Origin of the sequence: Thermococcus sp. 9N3 (assembly GCF_012027685.1) — an archaeon.
Lineage (GTDB): Archaea > Methanobacteriota_B > Thermococci > Thermococcales > Thermococcaceae > Thermococcus > Thermococcus nautili.
Genome location: NZ_SNUV01000002.1, coordinates 339,670 through 356,096 on the forward strand (window position 1 = coordinate 339,670; position 16,427 = coordinate 356,096).

Annotated in this window: 10 protein-coding genes, 1 tRNA gene and 1 pseudogene; 7 read left to right on the forward strand and 5 right to left on the reverse strand. The window is 54.5% G+C overall.

What is annotated here, in order from left to right:
* Positions 1–25: 25 nt before the first annotated feature.
* Together radA and E3E30_RS08750 are read right to left on the reverse strand one after the other, a co-directional pair.
* Entirely contained in the window at positions 26–1,081 is a 1,056-nt protein-coding gene (radA, locus tag E3E30_RS08745; protein WP_042692101.1) for a DNA repair and recombination protein RadA, read from the reverse strand.
* Positions 1,082–1,262: 181 nt separating this feature from the next.
* Positions 1,263–2,282, reverse strand: coding sequence for an ion channel (locus E3E30_RS08750; RefSeq protein WP_167729397.1), 1,020 nt, complete (start codon positions 2,280–2,282; stop codon positions 1,263–1,265).
* A 686-nt stretch (positions 2,283–2,968) separates the two neighbouring features.
* On the opposite strand from E3E30_RS08750, the gene E3E30_RS08755 reads away from it, so the two are divergent.
* From E3E30_RS08755 to E3E30_RS08775, 5 genes are all read left to right on the forward strand, one after another.
* On the forward strand, positions 2,969–3,577 hold the full coding sequence (locus E3E30_RS08755) for a DNA-binding protein (protein ID WP_167729268.1): 609 nt from the start codon (positions 2,969–2,971) through the stop codon (positions 3,575–3,577).
* A 260-nt stretch (positions 3,578–3,837) separates the two neighbouring features.
* Positions 3,838–5,091 carry an ORC1-type DNA replication protein gene (locus E3E30_RS08760; RefSeq protein ID WP_042692102.1) on the forward strand — a complete coding sequence of 418 codons (1,254 nt, stop codon included), beginning with the start codon at positions 3,838–3,840 and terminating at the stop codon, positions 5,089–5,091.
* A complete protein-coding gene (locus E3E30_RS08765; protein ID WP_167729269.1) occupies positions 5,091–7,268 on the forward strand; it encodes a DNA-directed DNA polymerase II small subunit in 2,178 nt (725 codons plus the stop codon). The genes E3E30_RS08760 and E3E30_RS08765 overlap by 1 nt, the downstream gene beginning before the upstream one ends.
* The gene (locus E3E30_RS08770; protein ID WP_167729270.1) at positions 7,269–11,144 is read left to right on the forward strand and encodes a DNA-directed DNA polymerase II large subunit; all 3,876 of its coding nucleotides are present in this window, start codon (positions 7,269–7,271) and stop codon (positions 11,142–11,144) included. It abuts the gene before it with no gap.
* 31 nt (positions 11,145–11,175) lie between these two features.
* Entirely contained in the window at positions 11,176–11,862 is a 687-nt protein-coding gene (locus E3E30_RS08775) for a hypothetical protein (RefSeq protein ID WP_167729271.1), read from the forward strand.
* A gap of 609 nt (positions 11,863–12,471) precedes the next feature.
* Here the strand turns inward: E3E30_RS08775 and E3E30_RS08780 are convergent.
* From E3E30_RS08780 to coaD, 3 genes and pseudogenes are all read right to left on the reverse strand, one after another.
* Positions 12,472–12,547 (reverse strand) — tRNA-Gln (locus E3E30_RS08780).
* A 61-nt stretch (positions 12,548–12,608) separates the two neighbouring features.
* Positions 12,609–13,289: a triose-phosphate isomerase gene (gene tpiA, locus E3E30_RS08785; RefSeq protein ID WP_167729398.1), complete on the reverse strand. Its 681-nt coding sequence runs from the start codon at positions 13,287–13,289 to the stop codon at positions 12,609–12,611.
* A gap of 67 nt (positions 13,290–13,356) precedes the next feature.
* Positions 13,357–13,818, reverse strand: a pseudogene (gene coaD / locus E3E30_RS08790) (phosphopantetheine adenylyltransferase); the annotation flags it as partial.
* A 68-nt stretch (positions 13,819–13,886) separates the two neighbouring features.
* Between coaD and E3E30_RS08795 the strand changes: the two are divergent.
* Together E3E30_RS08795 and E3E30_RS08800 are read left to right on the forward strand one after the other, a co-directional pair.
* The gene (locus E3E30_RS08795; protein WP_167729273.1) at positions 13,887–15,104 is read left to right on the forward strand and encodes a hypothetical protein; all 1,218 of its coding nucleotides are present in this window, start codon (positions 13,887–13,889) and stop codon (positions 15,102–15,104) included.
* Positions 15,094–16,419: a CoA-binding protein gene (locus tag E3E30_RS08800; protein ID WP_167729399.1), complete on the forward strand. Its 1,326-nt coding sequence runs from the start codon at positions 15,094–15,096 to the stop codon at positions 16,417–16,419. The genes E3E30_RS08795 and E3E30_RS08800 overlap by 11 nt, the downstream gene beginning before the upstream one ends.
* The last annotated feature ends 8 nt before the right edge of the window (positions 16,420–16,427 follow it).

The window sequence follows — 16,427 nt, forward strand, 5'->3', positions numbered from 1 at the left end:
AGAGTTGGGGAGGGGATTAAAAAGATTAATCCTCAACTCCCTTTTCTGTAATCCTGAAGACGGCCTCGCCCTCGGGCAGGTGCGGGCTGTCTATGAGCCTTGCGACTCGCTTTCCGGCCTTGCCCTTCCTGAGGTAGATTCTGAGCGTCGCGCTGTGAGCGAGTATGTGACCGCCGACGGGCCTCGTCGGGTCGCCGAAGAAGGCATCTGGTTTCGCCTGCACCTGGTTCGTCACGAAGACCGCTATGTCGTAGAGGTCGGCAAGACGGTGCAGGTCGGAGAGGTGCTTCGCCAGCTTCTGCTGTCTCTCGGCGAGGGTTCCCCTTCCGACGTACTCGCTCCTGAAGTGGGCCATGAGCGAGTCAACGACGAGGAGCTTGACAGGCCTGTCGGTTGAGGCCTTCTCCTTGATTATCTCCTCGGCCTTCTCGACGAGAAGCATCTGGTGGTTGCTGTTGAAGGCGCGCGCAACGTAGATGTTCTTGAGCGTCTCGTCCGGGTCCAAACCGCGAGCCTCGGCTATCTGCCTTATCCTCTCGGGCCTGAAGGTGTTCTCGGTGTCAATCCATATCACCGAACCGCCGAGGCCACCTTCCTCAGGTGGCTTCTGGACCATAACGGCAAGGGTGTGCGCGAGCTGGGTCTTTCCAGAACCGAACTCACCGAAGACCTCGGTTATGGCCTGCGTCTCTATTCCCCCTCCGAGGAGCTTGTCGAGGGCTTTGCTTCCAGTGGAAATCCTGCCTATGGTCTTCCGCTTCTCCATGTACTCGTCGGCGCGCATGAAGGTTCCAATGTTCGCGGCTTCCCTAGCGGCCTGGATTATTTTGAGCGCGGCACCCTCGCTTATTCCAGCTATCTCCTTGAGCTCGAGCGGTGAAGCGACTGCTATAGCCTCAATACTGTCGTAGCCGGCCTCGCGAAGCTTCTCAGCGGTGGCAGGACCAACGCCAGGCAAATCCTCAAGGGTTTTGATTTCCTTCTCCTTCTTTTTTGAGGACGATGACGGTGAGCTTTCGGCTATTTCAAGCTCCTCGAACTCCTCAAGCTCTTTAACCTCTTCAACCTTCTTCTTCGCCATGAGACTCACCCGGAAATACCCTTAATGGGGGTAAAGTTCGGGGGTTAAATAACTTTTCCCGGAAAAATCGGGAAGACAATCTTTTAAGACTTTCGCCCGTTTCGAAAAACGAACTTTAAAAACACTCAGATTTTACTGAAAAGCCCAGAAAAAAGAGAACTACAAAAGATAGACCATGAGCTCAGGATTTTCCAGTGGAAATGGAGCCCCTCAGAACTATCAGTCTGGCACCCTTCGGAATCGGTTCGTCGAGCGGGGGATTGAGAACCGGACCATCGAGATAGTAGCCCAGGAGAAACAGGTTCTTCGTCTCCTTGAGCTCGCGGAGGGCCTCCATGTACGGCCTACCCCAGAAGTCCCGTCCGTCCATCACGGTGACGTCGTAGCCCTTAACCGAGCTCGTTATGTCGTCTATAACGTCAACCACCTCGGGCTCGAAGACAGAACTCGCGAGGAGCCTTCCCGCCAGGCTTCTGCTCACGATGACCCTATCAGCACCGGCCCCCTTCAGGAGCTCAACGCTCTCCTCGCTCAGGACCTCGACGAGAACCTTTGCATTTGACATCCTCTTCACCATGAGGGTAACGAAGACGGCCTTCGAGTCGTCTTCGAGGGCCAAGATTACGTGGGAAGCCTTTTCAACGCGAGCCCTCTCAAGGGTCTCCCTGTTGGTGGGGTCACCTATGAGGACCTCTATTTCCTCTGGAAGCTCAACCTTCTTGCGCTCCTCCTCGCTGGGAAAGACCACGACAATCGGGGCCAGCCCCAGCTCACCGCGCTCGATTGCGCCGATAAGTTCGTTAACGCAGGTTGAAACACTACTCCCCTGCCCGATTACCAAGTAGTGGTTGGTGTAGTTAACCCGATGCATGCCCATCATCCTCCTGAGGGACGAGGAAATAAAGTTCTCGGCCAGAAGGGAAACGAGGGCAGTGAATGTCGAGATTCCGGCCACGGAGGCGACCATTGCAACGATTCTCCCCGCCTCGGTATTTGGTGTAACGTCGCCGTAGCCTATGGTCGCCATCGTTATGACGGCCCAGTAGAAGGCCGTGAAGAAGTCAACGCCCTCAAAGTAAGCAAAAGCCGTTGCAAACGCTATTGCCAAGAGCAGAACCGCGAGGGCTATCTGGATTAACCGGTTTCTGCTCACCTTGACCCTCACGCGGAGCAGTCGCCTCACGACGGTTACGGGTAGCATGGGCTTCATTTCCACTCGAACCTTAAAAAGATGCCCCATACTCAAAACGATTCATTGATGGTCATTAAAATACTACCGAGAACAGTTTTTCCAGTGGAAACAAAGGTCTTTTTCGATGCTCATCGAAAAGACCCCCCAGAGTTTCATTTCCACTGGAACCCACTTTCGGAAAACGGACGGTTTTGACAGGGTAGTTAAAAGTAACGGGAATTCAGGGAGATTGTTTAAGTACGTAGCTGTTGAATCGTTCAATAAATTGTGCGAAATTTTATTATGCTGTTCAAAATTCTCGTGTATTGTCCACGTTAATTTAGTTGTTTGTTCATAGAAAGATATAAAAACCGGCACCGATAACAAGAATGGGAGCTTTTTGTCAACTTTAAGTCGGTCTTCTATGAGAAGCTTCAAAAGCCCGCTCCACTGGAAACAAAACTCTGGGGGGGATATGTACTGTTTAACTTTTCTAATTCTGCAATCGTTACTGTTTACCTAAACTGAACTAAACTGTTCTTTAGTGTTCGTCTTTTGATAGCCATACATGTTCATTTTTCTTTCAGTGGAAATAACCAATCCTAATCTGTTTCGGGTTTCCAAATACCAAATCTCGTGCACATCTCTGTGCATTTGACTTTCCCGTTTCCTCTGGAAGGGCAAACCATTAATTCACCAACGCCCTATTTCGGTTGGTGGTTCCCGTGGAGATTAGGGATGTTGTTCTCGACTGGTTGCGCTCCGGCAAGGACGATGCCAACGACATCGTCGACCTGCCCTGGGAAGTTAAGCAACTTGAACCGAACCTCTACGTCGCGGACCACCCCAAGATGCCCTTCACACTGCTTCTCTCGTTCGGAGAAGGCTTCATACGACTGCTGGCCCCTATGGGTCTTGAAACGTTCTCCATGACCAAGGACGAAAAGCTCAAGGTCTACCATGCGCTCCTTCGACTGAACGCTGAAATCAACCTGATGAAGTTCCTCCTCATGGGCATGAACGACGACGTTTACCTGGCGGTTGACCTGGACACCTCCAACCTCGGTAAGGCGGAGTTCAACGACGCACTCTCGGCCCTTCTCGTTGGTCTGCTCTCAGCCGTTTCGGCGCTCAACCTCGAGGAGGAGTTTGAGGCCCTGCTAAAGGAGCGCGTGCTCGCGATGGTCTACGAGAGACTTCGCAAGGGTGCGAGCAGAGAGGAGCTTCTTGACTTCCTGGTTTCCCGTGTGGGGATGCCAGAGAACGAGGCTTTGACACTTCTCGCTGAGGTTCTTCCCGAAGAGCAGGATAGGGGCTACCTTTAGGGGCAACTTCCCCTTCCTTCTGCATCTCCTTTTACATTCTCCTGTTCAACAAGGCATATAAACCCAGACCCCACACTTGCTATGCTTTCCACTGTATCCGGTGCTTCCGGTGGAGATTTGATACAATGTGCAAAATTTCGGGGAATATCTGGATTAAATCCAGATAATATTCGATATGTTTGACAAAATGTTCCCATTTGTGGGCTTAATTACGACGGTAATACGGCGTGAGAGTATGATTTCCGGTGGAGATGGGAGCCATGGGGGACAGGGACGACTACCTGACGTCGATATTCGAGAAGTACCTCCATGCCAAGAAGATTTTCAAGAACAAGGAAGTCCTGAGACACAGCTACACGCCAAAAGAACTCCCTCACAGGCACGAGCAGATTGACGAGCTGGCTCATATCCTCGTTCCGGTTTTAAGAGGTGAAACGCCCTCGAACGTCTTCGTCTACGGCAAGACCGGAACCGGTAAAACCGTGACGGTGAAGTTCGTAACCGAGGAGCTCAAGAAGATATCCGAGAAGTACAACATTCCCGTCGAGGTCATCTACATCAACTGCGAGATAGTCGACACCCACTACCGCGTTCTCGCGAGGATAGTCAACCACTTCAAGGCTGAAAGTGGTGTGGAGGTTCCCCTCGTCGGCTGGCCGACCGATGAGGTTTACGTCAAGCTAAAGGAAGTTATAGACGCGAAGGAGCGCTTTGTAATCATCGTTCTGGACGAGATAGACAAGCTCATCAAGAAGAGCGGGGACGACATACTCTACTCTCTCACGAGGATAAACACCGAGCTCTCGAGGGCGAAGGTTAGCATAATCGGCATCTCAAACGACCTCAAGTTCAAAGAGTATCTCGACGCCCGCGTTCTGTCAAGTTTGAGCGAGGAGGAAGTTGTTTTCCCGCCCTACGACGCCAACCAGCTCCGGGACATTCTCATGCAACGCGCAAAGGAGGCCTTCTACGAGGGCGTTCTCGACGATGCGGTCGTTCCTCTCTGTGCGGCTTTAGCTGCTCGCGAGCACGGCGACGCGAGGAGGGCTCTGGATTTGCTCCGCGTCGCTGGAGAGATAGCGGAGCGCGAGGGGGCGAGCAAAGTAACTGAAAGGCACGTCTGGAAGGCGCAGGAGAAGATTGAGCAGGACACGATGGAGGAAGTCATAAAGACCCTCCCGCTCCACTCGAAGGTTCTCCTCTACGCGATAGTCATGCTCGACGAGAACGGTGAGTTGCCAGCCAACACCGGCGACGTTTACTCCGTCTACAAGTCCCTCTGCGACCACCTCGACGTCGAGCCCCTTACCCAGAGGCGCGTGAGCGACCTAATCAACGAGCTCGACATGCTCGGCATAATCAACGCCAAGGTCGTGAGCAAGGGGCGCTACGGCAGAACAAAGGAGATAAGGCTAAACGTCACACCCTACATGGTGAAGAACATCTACCGCCACGACGAGCAGGTTAGGAGCCTGCTCACGCTCACCCTCTCCAAGCAGAGGAGGTTGTTCTGATGCTGATTGAGGATTTAATCAAGAATAAATACTTGATAACTCCCTCGGCCTACTACCTCCTTGAACCCCACTATAAGAGGGACTTCACTCTGGCGGAGCTGATAAAGTTCGCCAAAGCTCGGGGGACCTTCGTCATAGACTCCTCCATAGCCGAGGCCTTCCTCGCTGAGAAGGGTCTCTTTTCCACTGGAGAGCTCACCGAGCAGACCCCCCTTGAGGTCTCTGAGGAAGAGCCTCTTGAGGCTTCTCAGGAGGAAACATTGGAAGAAATCACCGAATCAGCTGAAACTCCCGTTTCTGAAACTGTTACAGCTTCTCAGCCTGAAGAAATTCCTTCTTCTGAAGACGTTGAATCCGCGGAAGCATCGAGTTCTATTTCCACTGGAGATGTTGTGGAAAGCGGAGTTTCTACGACCCCTTCTGAGAAAGAGAGCTTTGAATCCACCGAGATTGTTGGCGAGACTTCAATTTCCACTGGAACTGCCCTCGAATTGGGGCAATCTATTACCCCCAATCCTGTCGAAGAGCCAGTTTCTGGCGAGATTTCAGAGGGGGAGAGTTTTGTTTCCACTGGAACACCTGAACATGAAGAACTCGTGGATGAAGCCGCTGGTTCATTGGATTCGTCACTAACAGAGGTCGTCGAGGATTCACTTCCAGTGGAAGCCGAGCCCCTGAACGGCAACGGCTACGGAAACTACGCCGATAGCGAGGAGTACTATGAGAACGGCGAGAACGGAAACGGGGTGAAGCCCAAAATCGTCTACGGCGACTACGGGATTCCCATAGCGTACGTTGGCGAGGACGTCGAGGGCGAGAAGAGCTACTCGACCTACGAGGACGTTGTGATAAAGCCCAGGGAGGGCTTCCACTACCGCGCGAAGGAGATTCCCGACGAGTGGGAGCTTACCTTCGATGTCAAGAACGTGAAGTTTGAGGCCCCGAAGGTCAAGAATGCTTCAAGTAAAGAGGGCGAGATAATAATTCAAGCCTATTCGAGCTACTTCAAGTCGAGGCTCAGGAAGATGCGCAGAATCTTCCGCGAGAACCCTGAAATTGGAACTGTCATAGACATCGCGAAGCTGAGCTACGTCCGGGACGATGAGGTCACGATAATCGGCCTCGTCAACGACAAGCGCGAAACGGCGAAGGGCTACATGTTTGAGGTGGAAGATGCAACCGGGCGGGTTAAGGTCTTCCTCGGCAGGGACAAGGAGAACGCTTCCCAGGCCTACAACGCGATAATGCCCGATTCTGTCGTTGCCTTCCGCGGTCAGCCGGGCAGGGGAATCTTCTTCGCCAACCGCGTCTTCCTCCCTGATGTGCCGAAGTTCAGGCGCGAGAAGCCTCCACTGGAAGAGAAGGTCTACGCGATTCTGCTGAGCGACATCCACGTCGGCTCAAACAAGTTCTGCGAGAAGGCCTTTGAGAAGTTCCTTGAATGGCTCAACGGCGAGGTCAACAGCAGGGCCGAGGAAGAACTCGTGAGCAGGATTAAGTACATGATAATCGGCGGTGACGTCGTTGACGGCGTCGGTATCTACCCGGGCCAGTACAACGAGCTGGCCATTCCCGACATCTTCGACCAGTACGAGGCATTGGCCAATCTCCTCCGCAACGTTCCCGACCATATAACCATGTTCATCGGCCCGGGCAACCACGACGCCGCGAGGACCGCTCTGCCACAGCCGGGCTTCTACGAGGAGTACGCTAAGCCGATATACAAGCTCAAAAACGCCGTGATAATAGGCAACCCCGCGGTGATAAACCTCCACGGCAGGGAGTTCCTCATCGCCCACGGAAGGGGCATAGAGGACGTCGTTGACTTCATCCCCGGGAGAACGCACCACAAGCCCGCCGAGGCGATGGTTGATTTGCTCAAGCTCCGCCACCTTGCGCCGACCTTCGGTAACAAGGTTCCCATCGCTCCCGACCCCGAGGATACACTCGTCATCGAGAGCGTTCCTGACCTCTTCCAGGCCGGCCACGTTCACGTTATGGAGTACCGGATTTACAACGGCGTCTTCGTCATCAACAGCGGAACCTGGCAGGCCCAGACCGAGTTCCAGAAGATGGTGAACATCATACCCACTCCAGCGCGCGTGCCGATAATAGACGTTGAAACGGCCCGTTTGAGAGCCGTTGTGAGCTTCGACCAGTTCTGTGAGGGGGTTTGAATGGGGGAAGAGCTTTACTCACCCGAGATGAAGGCTTACTTCGAATCACTTCAGCGAGAAATTGACAGGGCCTATGAGATAGCAAGGAAAGCCCGCTCTCAGGGGAAGGACCCCAGCCTCGACGTTGAGGTTCCCCAGGCAACCGACATGGCCGGCCGTGTTGAGAGCCTCGTCGGTCCCCCAGGAGTCGCCGAAAGGATTAGAGAACTTGTCAAGGAATACGGTAAGGAACTGGCGGCTCTTAAGGTCGTTGACGAAATCATCGAAGGTAAGTTCGGCGACCTTGGGAGCAAGGAGAAGTACGCGGAGCAGGCCGTCAGAACCGCCCTCGCGATACTCACAGAGGGTATCGTCTCGGCTCCGCTCGAGGGAATAGCTGACGTCAAAATCAAGCGCAACACCTGGGCCGATAACAGCGAGTACCTGGCCCTCTACTACGCCGGCCCGATAAGGAGCTCCGGCGGAACGGCGCAGGCGTTGAGCGTTCTCGTTGGGGACTACGTGAGGAAAAAGCTCGGCCTCGACCGCTTCAAGCCGAGCGAGGAGCACATTGAGAGGATGGTTGAGGAGATAGACCTCTATCACAGGGCCGTTACGAGACTGCAGTATCACCCTGAGGCCGATGAGGTAAGGCTCGCGATGAGGAACATTCCCATCGAGATAACCGGCGAAGAGACAGATAAAGTCGAGGTCTCCCACAGGAACGTTCCCGGCGTCGAGACCAACCACCTGCGCGGTGGAGCGATTCTCGTTTTGGCTGAGGGTGTCCTCCAGAAGGCCAAGAAGCTCGTCAAGTACATAGATAAGATGGGCGTGGAAGGCTGGGACTGGATAAAGGAGTTCGTGGAGGCCAAGGAGAAGGGCAAGAGCTCCGAGGAACCCAAGGCCGACGAATCTAAGGCCGAGGATTCTGGGGCGAGGGAAGAAGTGGCAGAAAAAGTCGAGAAGGGCTTCTACTACGAGCTCTACGAGAGGTTTAGGGCCAACATCGCCCCGAACAAGAAGTACACGAAGGAGATAATAGGTGGCAGGCCCCTCTTTGCCGAGCCTTCGGAGAACGGTGGCTTCCGCCTGCGCTATGGGAGGAGTCGCGTCAGTGGCTTCGCGACGTGGAGCGTTAACCCGGCCACGATGCTAATCCTCGACGAGTTCATAGCGATAGGGACTCAAATGAAAACCGAGAGGCCCGGAAAGGGCTGTATCGTAACGCCTGCAACAACGGTGGAAGGGCCGATAGTCAAGCTCAAGGACGGGAGCGTCGTACGGGTTGACGACTACGAGACGGCTCTCAGGGTTAAAAACGAGATTGAGGAGATTCTATACGTCGGAGACGCCCTCGTGAACTTCGGCGACTTCGTCGAGAACAACCAGACGCTTCTGCCGGCCAACTACGTCGAGGAATGGTGGGTTCAGGAACTCGTTAAGGCAATCGAGGAGCTCTACGAGGTCGAGCTCAAGCCGTTCTCCGATAACCCGCGCGAGGCCGTTGAGGAAGCGGCCGAATACCTTGAAATAGACCCTGATTTCCTTGAGCGCCTTTTGAGGGACCCACTCAGGGTTAAGCCAAGCGTTGAGCTGGCGATACACCTCTCGAAGGTTCTGGATATACCTTTCCATCCCTACTACACCCTCTACTGGAACACTCTGAAGCCTGAGGAAGTGGAGGAACTCCAGAAGGCTCTTCTCAACGCCCAAATCGAGTGGGACGAGTTCAGGAAGCTGAAGTTCGCGAAGAGGGTAATCCTCGAAAACGACCCCCAAATCAAGCGCTACCTTGAGCTCCTCGGTCTGCCCCACAGGCTCGAGAGGACCGAGGACAGGAGGAAGGTCATCGTCATTGACTACCCCTGGAGCTCGGCCCTGCTCACGCCCCTCGGCAACCTCGAGTGGGAGTTCAAGGCGAAGCCATTCTTCACGGTCATCGACATCATCAACGAGAGCAACCCGATAAAGCTCAGGGACAGGGGAATAAGCTGGATAGGGGCCAGAATGGGCAGGCCCGAGAAGGCTAAGGAGAGAAAGATGAAACCACCGGTTCAGGTGCTGTTCCCGATTGGGCTGGCTGGGGGCCAGAGCAGGGACATTAAGAAGGCCGCGGAGGAAGGAAAAACAGCTAAGGTCGAGATAGCCTTCTTCAAGTGTCCGAAGTGCGGTCATACGGGTCCGGAACACCTCTGCCCGGTCTGCGGGACGAGGAAGGAACTCCTCTGGCACTGCCCCAAGTGCAACGTTGATTATCCAGAGAGCGAGGCGAAGGAGTTCGGCTTCCGCTGTCCGCGCTGTGACGTCGAGCTTAAGCCCTACGCGGAGCGGGAGATAAAGCCCTCCGAACTGCTGAGGCGGGCCATGGACAACGTCAAGGTCTACGGCATCGACAGGCTCAAGGGCGTCAAGGGTATGACTTCCGGCTACAAAATGGCCGAACCCCTTGAAAAGGGTCTCCTGCGGGTTAAGAACGACGTCTACGTTTTCAAGGACGGTACAATCCGCTTCGACGCGACGGATGCTCCAATAACCCACTTCAAGCCGAAGGAGATAGGAGTCAGTGTCGAGAAGCTTCGCGAGCTCGGCTATACGCACGACTTCGAGGGCAAACCGCTTGAACGGGACGACCAGATAGTCGAGCTGAAGGTTCAGGACATAATTCTCTCCTACGAGGCCGGGAAATACCTCCTCAAGGTCGCGCGCTTCGTTGACGACCTGCTCGAGAAGTTCTACGGCCTGCCGAGGTTCTACAACGCCGAGAAGATGGAGGATTTGATAGGCCACCTCGTCATAGGTCTTGCCCCACACACCTCTGCCGGAATCATCGGCAGGATAATCGGCTTCTCCGACGTTTTGGTCGGCTACGCGCACCCGTATTATCATGCGGCCAAAAGACGCAACTGCGATGGGGATGAGGACAGTGTGATGTTACTCATGGATGCATTATTGAATTTTTCTCGTTACTATTTGCCCGAGAAGCGCGGCGGTAAGATGGACGCACCGCTGGTCGTCACGACGAGGCTCGACCCGCGCGAAGTGGATAGCGAGGTCCACAACATGGACGTCGTCCGCTATTATCCCCTTGAGTTCTATGAGGCTACCTACGAGATGAAATCGCCAAAGGAAATCAAGTTCATCGAGCGCGTTGAAGATAGACTTGGAAAACCTGAGATGTACGAGGGCATAAAGTTCACCCACGACACCGACGACATCGGCCTCGGCCCGAAGATGAGCCTGTACAAACAGCTCGGCGACATGGTCGAGAAGGTCGAGAGACAGCTCGCTTTGGCGGAGCGCATTCGCGCGGTCGATGAGCACCACGTTGCGGAAACCATACTCAACTCCCACCTGATTCCCGATTTGAGGGGCAACCTGAGGAGCTTCACGAGGCAGGAGTTCCGCTGCGTGAAGTGCAACACGAAGTATCGGAGGCCTCCGCTCATCGGACGCTGTCCGAAGTGCGGTGGAAAAATCGTCCTGACGGTGAGCAAGGGCGCGGTCGAGAAGTACCTGCCCACTGCGAAGATGCTGGTTACCCGCTACAAGGTCAAGGACTACACGAGGCAGAGGATTTGCCTGACCGAGAAGGACATAAAGACGCTCTTCGAGACGGTTTTGCCCGAAAAGCAGAGGACCTTACTCGGCTTCTCGGCAGACGTCTGCGAGAAGATGATTAAGGAGCGCACTGGCTCCTCGAATGGAAAGAACGGCTACCTCGACGGCTTCAACGGGAAGAACGGGAAGGCGAAGAAAGCGAAGGTCGGGAGCGAAGCCAAGAAGGAGAAGAAGCCCAAGACCGAAAAGTCGAAAGGCCTCAAGAAGGAAGTCAAGAAAGAGAAGGCGAAGGCAAAGAGAAAGCGCATAAGCCTCGACGAGTTCTTCGGGGGTTAGCTATTTATAGTCCCTTCACCTATTTCTTCCGATGCTCGACCAGTTCAAGCTCCTCCCCAGCGTTGCCTACCTGCGCGTCGAGAGGCAGGCTTTCATCGGCTACTCCATGCCCCTGGCCGGCTGGGTAGGGGAGTATCTGATTAACTACCAAAAGCTCCCCAGGCCGAACTTCCTTGGAAGGGCCATGAGGAAGCTGGGCTTTTCTTTTGCTGGAGAGGAGCGGGACGAGCGTTCGATAACCCAGTTCTTCGTTAAGGGGGGCGTTTCAATAGGCGCGAGCTGGGACATCGAGCGGGAAAGCCTATTCCTCCAGGTGATTCCGCTCCGCTCCCGCTTATCACGGGGTTTAACAGTTAGGGCCGAGAACATAGAGTTCTATGACCAGTTCGTCGTTTCCATCGAGCCGGCCGGGAAGCTTCCGCCGGGCGTGAGGGGGATAGGGATTAGGGCCCTAATCCTCGAGGACTTCTACCCCGTCGAGACCCCCTACTGGGGAATGCTCCACGAGGACTGGGAGAGCGAACTCAACCTGCTCGTCATGAGAGATGAAGTTTATGACTCTTTGAGGCGAGAGGAGTATCGCTGTCCGGTCTGCTTCTCTCCGCTCGCGGAGGAGAACGGTATCCTAAAGTGCACCCGTTGCGGATTCGTTTACGCGCCGGAGAGCGACTTCGAGAGGGTCGTCGAGCAGTTCAGCGTGGAGGAGTTTGCATTTTAGCAACCTTTGCTTGCGCAAAGCTTGACCAAAATGGTTTAACTGTCCAAAGGGGCAAAGGGAAAGTTGCATGCGTTATCAAACAGTCAATGGGTTTAGGGTTTACGCCCGCAATAGCTCTCTGAGAAGGTGTTTAACTTGGAAGCGCCCGAAAGGCGCTAACGGAGGAAAACACGTTCAAAACTGGCGAGTTTAGAAGGAAACCCTCATGAGAACAAGCCAATTCAAGAGGCATGCCGACTTTGATGGAACTTTGCTCAGCAAAGTTTCTTAACGTGAGGCGAAGCTCCACCTCGGGATTTGGGAGTACGAGCACGCCTTAGCAAAGCTTGACAAAAAGTTTGTGATTCCCTTACAAGACCCTCCTGAAAAAGGATTTTACTACTTCTTTAGCCCTTAGAAGAGGAATTCCCCAACAAAGGTCCTTTTTGCAATGGTTCTACTTAGACCGCGCTCCATCGGAGCGCTAAAAGGCTTGAACCTCTTATAAAAGGCGCTTTTAAAGGAATTCATCCCTTCAAAAGGAGTAACTCAAGAAGAATCTCCTCAACGAACAGCAATTCAAAAGAAAATCACGAACTTTGATGAAACTTTGCGAAGGCAAAGTTTCTATGGTAGCCCCGCCGGGATTCGAACCCGGGTCGCGGGATCCAAAGTCCCGCATGCTTGGCCGCTACACCACGGGGCTGCCCGATAGAAAAGCCGAGTCCGGGCTTATAAATCTTAAGCCCCGCAAAAGTTAGAAAGGCTCAGAGAATCAGCGACACCAGGTCCCTTATCGCCTTCTCCGGGTCCTTGGCTTTGGTAACACCGCTCGCGAGGAGGACTCCAACGCTTCCGAGCTCAAGAGCCTTCTTCACGTCCTCGCCCGTGCTTATCCCTGCTCCTGTGAGGACCTTAACATTGGGGTTGACCTTCTTGACGAGCTCAACGGTGTTGGTTATGACTTCCGGCTTGGCCTTGCTGACGGGGATTCCCGTTCCTATGAGTTCCGGTGGCTCGACTGCAACGTAGTCCGGGCCTAAAGCTGCCACCGCCGCGGAAACGGCCGGGTTGTTGGAGCAGACCATCGTCATAAGGCCAACTTCTTCCGCCCTTCTAATGCTCGCCTCAAGGTCCGCCAGAATCATTCTGTTCTCGGAGTGGTTGAGGAGCGTTCCTACCGCGCCAGCCTCCTTCACCGCCTCGGGAAGGACGTGGCCGGTGTGGCTTCCGGGCTTAATCGGGTCTATGTGCTGGGCAAAAACCGGAATCTCAACGCTCTCCGCTATCATCCTCAGGTCCGCGAGCTGGGGCGCGACGACTATGGTTATTCCGGTCTCCCTGTAAACCTTTTCCGCGGCCTTTGCTATCTCCAGCGCCCTTTTCCCGGTCGCCTCTATGTAGGTCTTGAAGTTAATCGCTATAATCGGCTCCTTCAGCTTCGTCATGGGTATCACCGTTGGTGTTAAGTTCTTTCCCCTTAAACGTCTTTCGGGGAGTTTCGTTTCCACTGGAGAGGGGCCTGCCGAATGGGTCTATCAAACCGGCCCTTATCAGAGAGGAGCTTATCTTCGGCCCGAGGGAGCTCCTTATTATTGGAATCACGACTATCTCGAGCGGTTTAAGCCCGCGCTCCTCCCGGGCCCTGTTCACTATCAGGGCGCCCTTGTAGGTCTCCTCGCTGACGACTATGGCTTCGAGGCTCTTCATTTCCCCCGCGAATCCTATCGCGTTGTGGATTTTGATGACGCGGTAGTTCGTGTAGCCGTTGACGTCAAAGAACTTGAGCAAATCCCTCAGGCGTAGCTCGTAGGGGAGTATCTTCTCTGCGTAGGGCTTGTCCTTAATCATCTCATCCGAAGTTAAGCCGACGTAAACCACCTTCCCGACCTCGAAGGCTTTTCTGAGCAACGCCTTGTGGCCGAGGTGTAGCCTGTCGAAGGTCCCGCCGACGACGACTTTCCTGAACTTTCTCATGGTTTCCATTAGGTTTGAGAACCAATAAGCTTTTTTATCAGCTCCCGGAAGTCCCCTTAGGTGGTGACATGAAGGGGAAGTTCTCCGTTCTGCTGGCAGTCATGATTCTTCTCTCGACTGTTCCCTTGGGAGCTTCGGCGGGTGAGGATAAATCCATCAACCTCTTCGACGTTAGCATCTTCCTCAGGGTTTCCCAGATGAACATAAACGGCTCCCTCGTCTGGGCCGGCTCCTTCACGATTGAGGCAAACCTTGTGAACCGGACGTTCGTTGACTACCTCAACTCCCTCGCGAAGGTTAACGAGACCAACGCCACCAGGGAGTTCGCGAACCTCGTCTACGGCGTCGTTTATGAGAGCTTCAAGGACTTCATTAACGGCCGCCTCTCGGGCTCGAACATGAGTGCCGTCATATACGTCCCCCCCGGCGGGCCCGTCCAGGTTACCGGCAAGTGGAAGGCAGTGATACGCTTTACCCTCACCCCGTTCTTCGTGAACGAGGACGGCAAGTACCTGACCTGTCCGTACTACGGTTCTATGAGGATGAAGTTTTTGGGCGTTGTTTATCCGTTCAAGTGGCGCAGGTTCACGCTCGTTCTCCCCAAGGACTACGACATATACACGCTCGTCCCGGCCCCAAAGGAACTCGTTGACAACGTCGCAGTCTGGGAGGACGGTGATTACTTCCCGATGATTAAGCTCTACAACCCCGTCTATCGCCTGGTTCAGTTCCTCAATTCGACAAAGAGATACCTTAGCGTTTCCTTTGACCCCACTGAGGGCCTGGTTTACTTCAACGCGACCTTCGTGGGTGCAAACGCGACGCCCTCTGTTGAGAGCACCCTTCTGACTTCCTTCCGCGAGACGATGCATCCGCTCAGCATCTCCGCGAAGAAGATGCCAAACGGCCTCAAGGTGATAGGCGTCGTTAAGCCTCAGGTTTCCGTCAAAAAGAGCTGGCGCTCTGTTCAGTGGCTCGTCGTCGTGAAACTGCCCGGACGCTTCGATAACATAACTGTAATCGGCGGGAAGTACCAGCTGGGGCCTGGGGATACACTCATAATGGAGTTCAAGCAGGAGAGAAACACATACCTCTACGCAATCGCGGGCGCGGGAGTTATACTCATCGCCGGTATTGTCCTTTTCCTGAGGAAACGCTCCCGGGCCTCTGGAGGGCTGGGCGGTGAAACCGAGGAAAAAGGAGCCGAGTCTGTGGGGGAGGTCCGGGAGGAAGGTGAAATCCTGGGAGAGGAAAGCCCCTGGGAGGGTGATGGAGATGAGCCTTGACTTCTTTTTCTATCCCAAGAGCGTTGCCGTCTTCGGCTCCTTCAAGAAAGGTGCGATAGCCTACGAAATCCTCAGGAACATCGTCGAGGGCGGTTTCGAGGGTAAAATAATTCCCGTCAACCCGAAGGGCGGAAGGGTTGAGGTCGCCGGAAGAACCTTCCGAATCCGCGAGAGGCTTGAAGAGCCGGTTGACACCGCCATAATAGCGATTCCCGCCAAGTTCGTTCCCTCCCTAATCGATGAAATCGGCCCGCTCATTAGGGGCGCCGTCGTTATAAGTGCGGGCTTCTCCGAGGTAGGGAACGAGGAGCTTGAGCGCGAGATGGTTGAGAAAGCCAAGAAGCACGGCGTTCGCGTTATAGGCCCCAACTGTGCCGGAATCTTCGGCGTTCATGGCAAGTTCTTCGGCTCCTTCGAGGTTAGAGTTAACCCCGGTGGACTGGCCTTAATCAGCCAGAGCGGGGCCTTTGGCGGTGCGGCGTTGGCGATGGGCAACGACGAGGGGATAGGATTCTCGGCCTTCGTTTCCTATGGAAACGCCTCCGACCTGAACGAGAGCGACTTCCTTGAGTACTTCGCGGACGATGAGAACACCAAGGCGATAGCCCTCTACATCGAGGGAGTTAAGGACGGCAGGCGCTTCCTGAAGGCCCTCCGCTACGCGAGCGAGAGGAAGCCGGTTATAATCCTCAAGGCCGGAAAGAGCGAGAGCGGGGCTAAAGCGGCGGCAAGCCATACTGGCTCGCTGGCTGGAAGCTACGAAATCTACCGCGCGGCCTTTAAGCAGGCCGGGGCAATAGAAGTTGAGGAGATGGAGGAACTCTTTGATGCGGCCAAAGCCTTCGAGATGTATCCTAAAGCTGGGAGGCGCGTTGCCGTAATCACCAACTCCGGAGGACCGGGCGTTTTGGCCACCGACAAGCTCGAAAAGCTCGGCCTTGAAATAGCCAAGCTGAGCGATGAGACCGTCAAGGAGCTCCGCTCCTTCCTTCCGCCTCAGTGCTCCACCAGAAACCCGGTTGACCTTATCGCAGATGCCGACTACGAGCGCTATAAGAGGACGATTGAAGTTGTATGCAAGGACGAGAACGTTGATGCCCTCTTGGTAATCTGCGTCCCGCCGATTTTCATTCCGAGCGAGGAGATAGCCAAAGCCGTAATCGAAGCAAAGTGCGACAAGCCGGTTGTGGTTAACTTCATGGCCGGCGAGCTGGTTCGCGGTGGTGTGAAGCTCTTGGAGGAGAACGGAATCAAGAACTTCCCCACACCGGAGCGCGCGGCAAAGGCCTTGAGATGGTTGGCGCTTCGTGGATGATTTCCCTA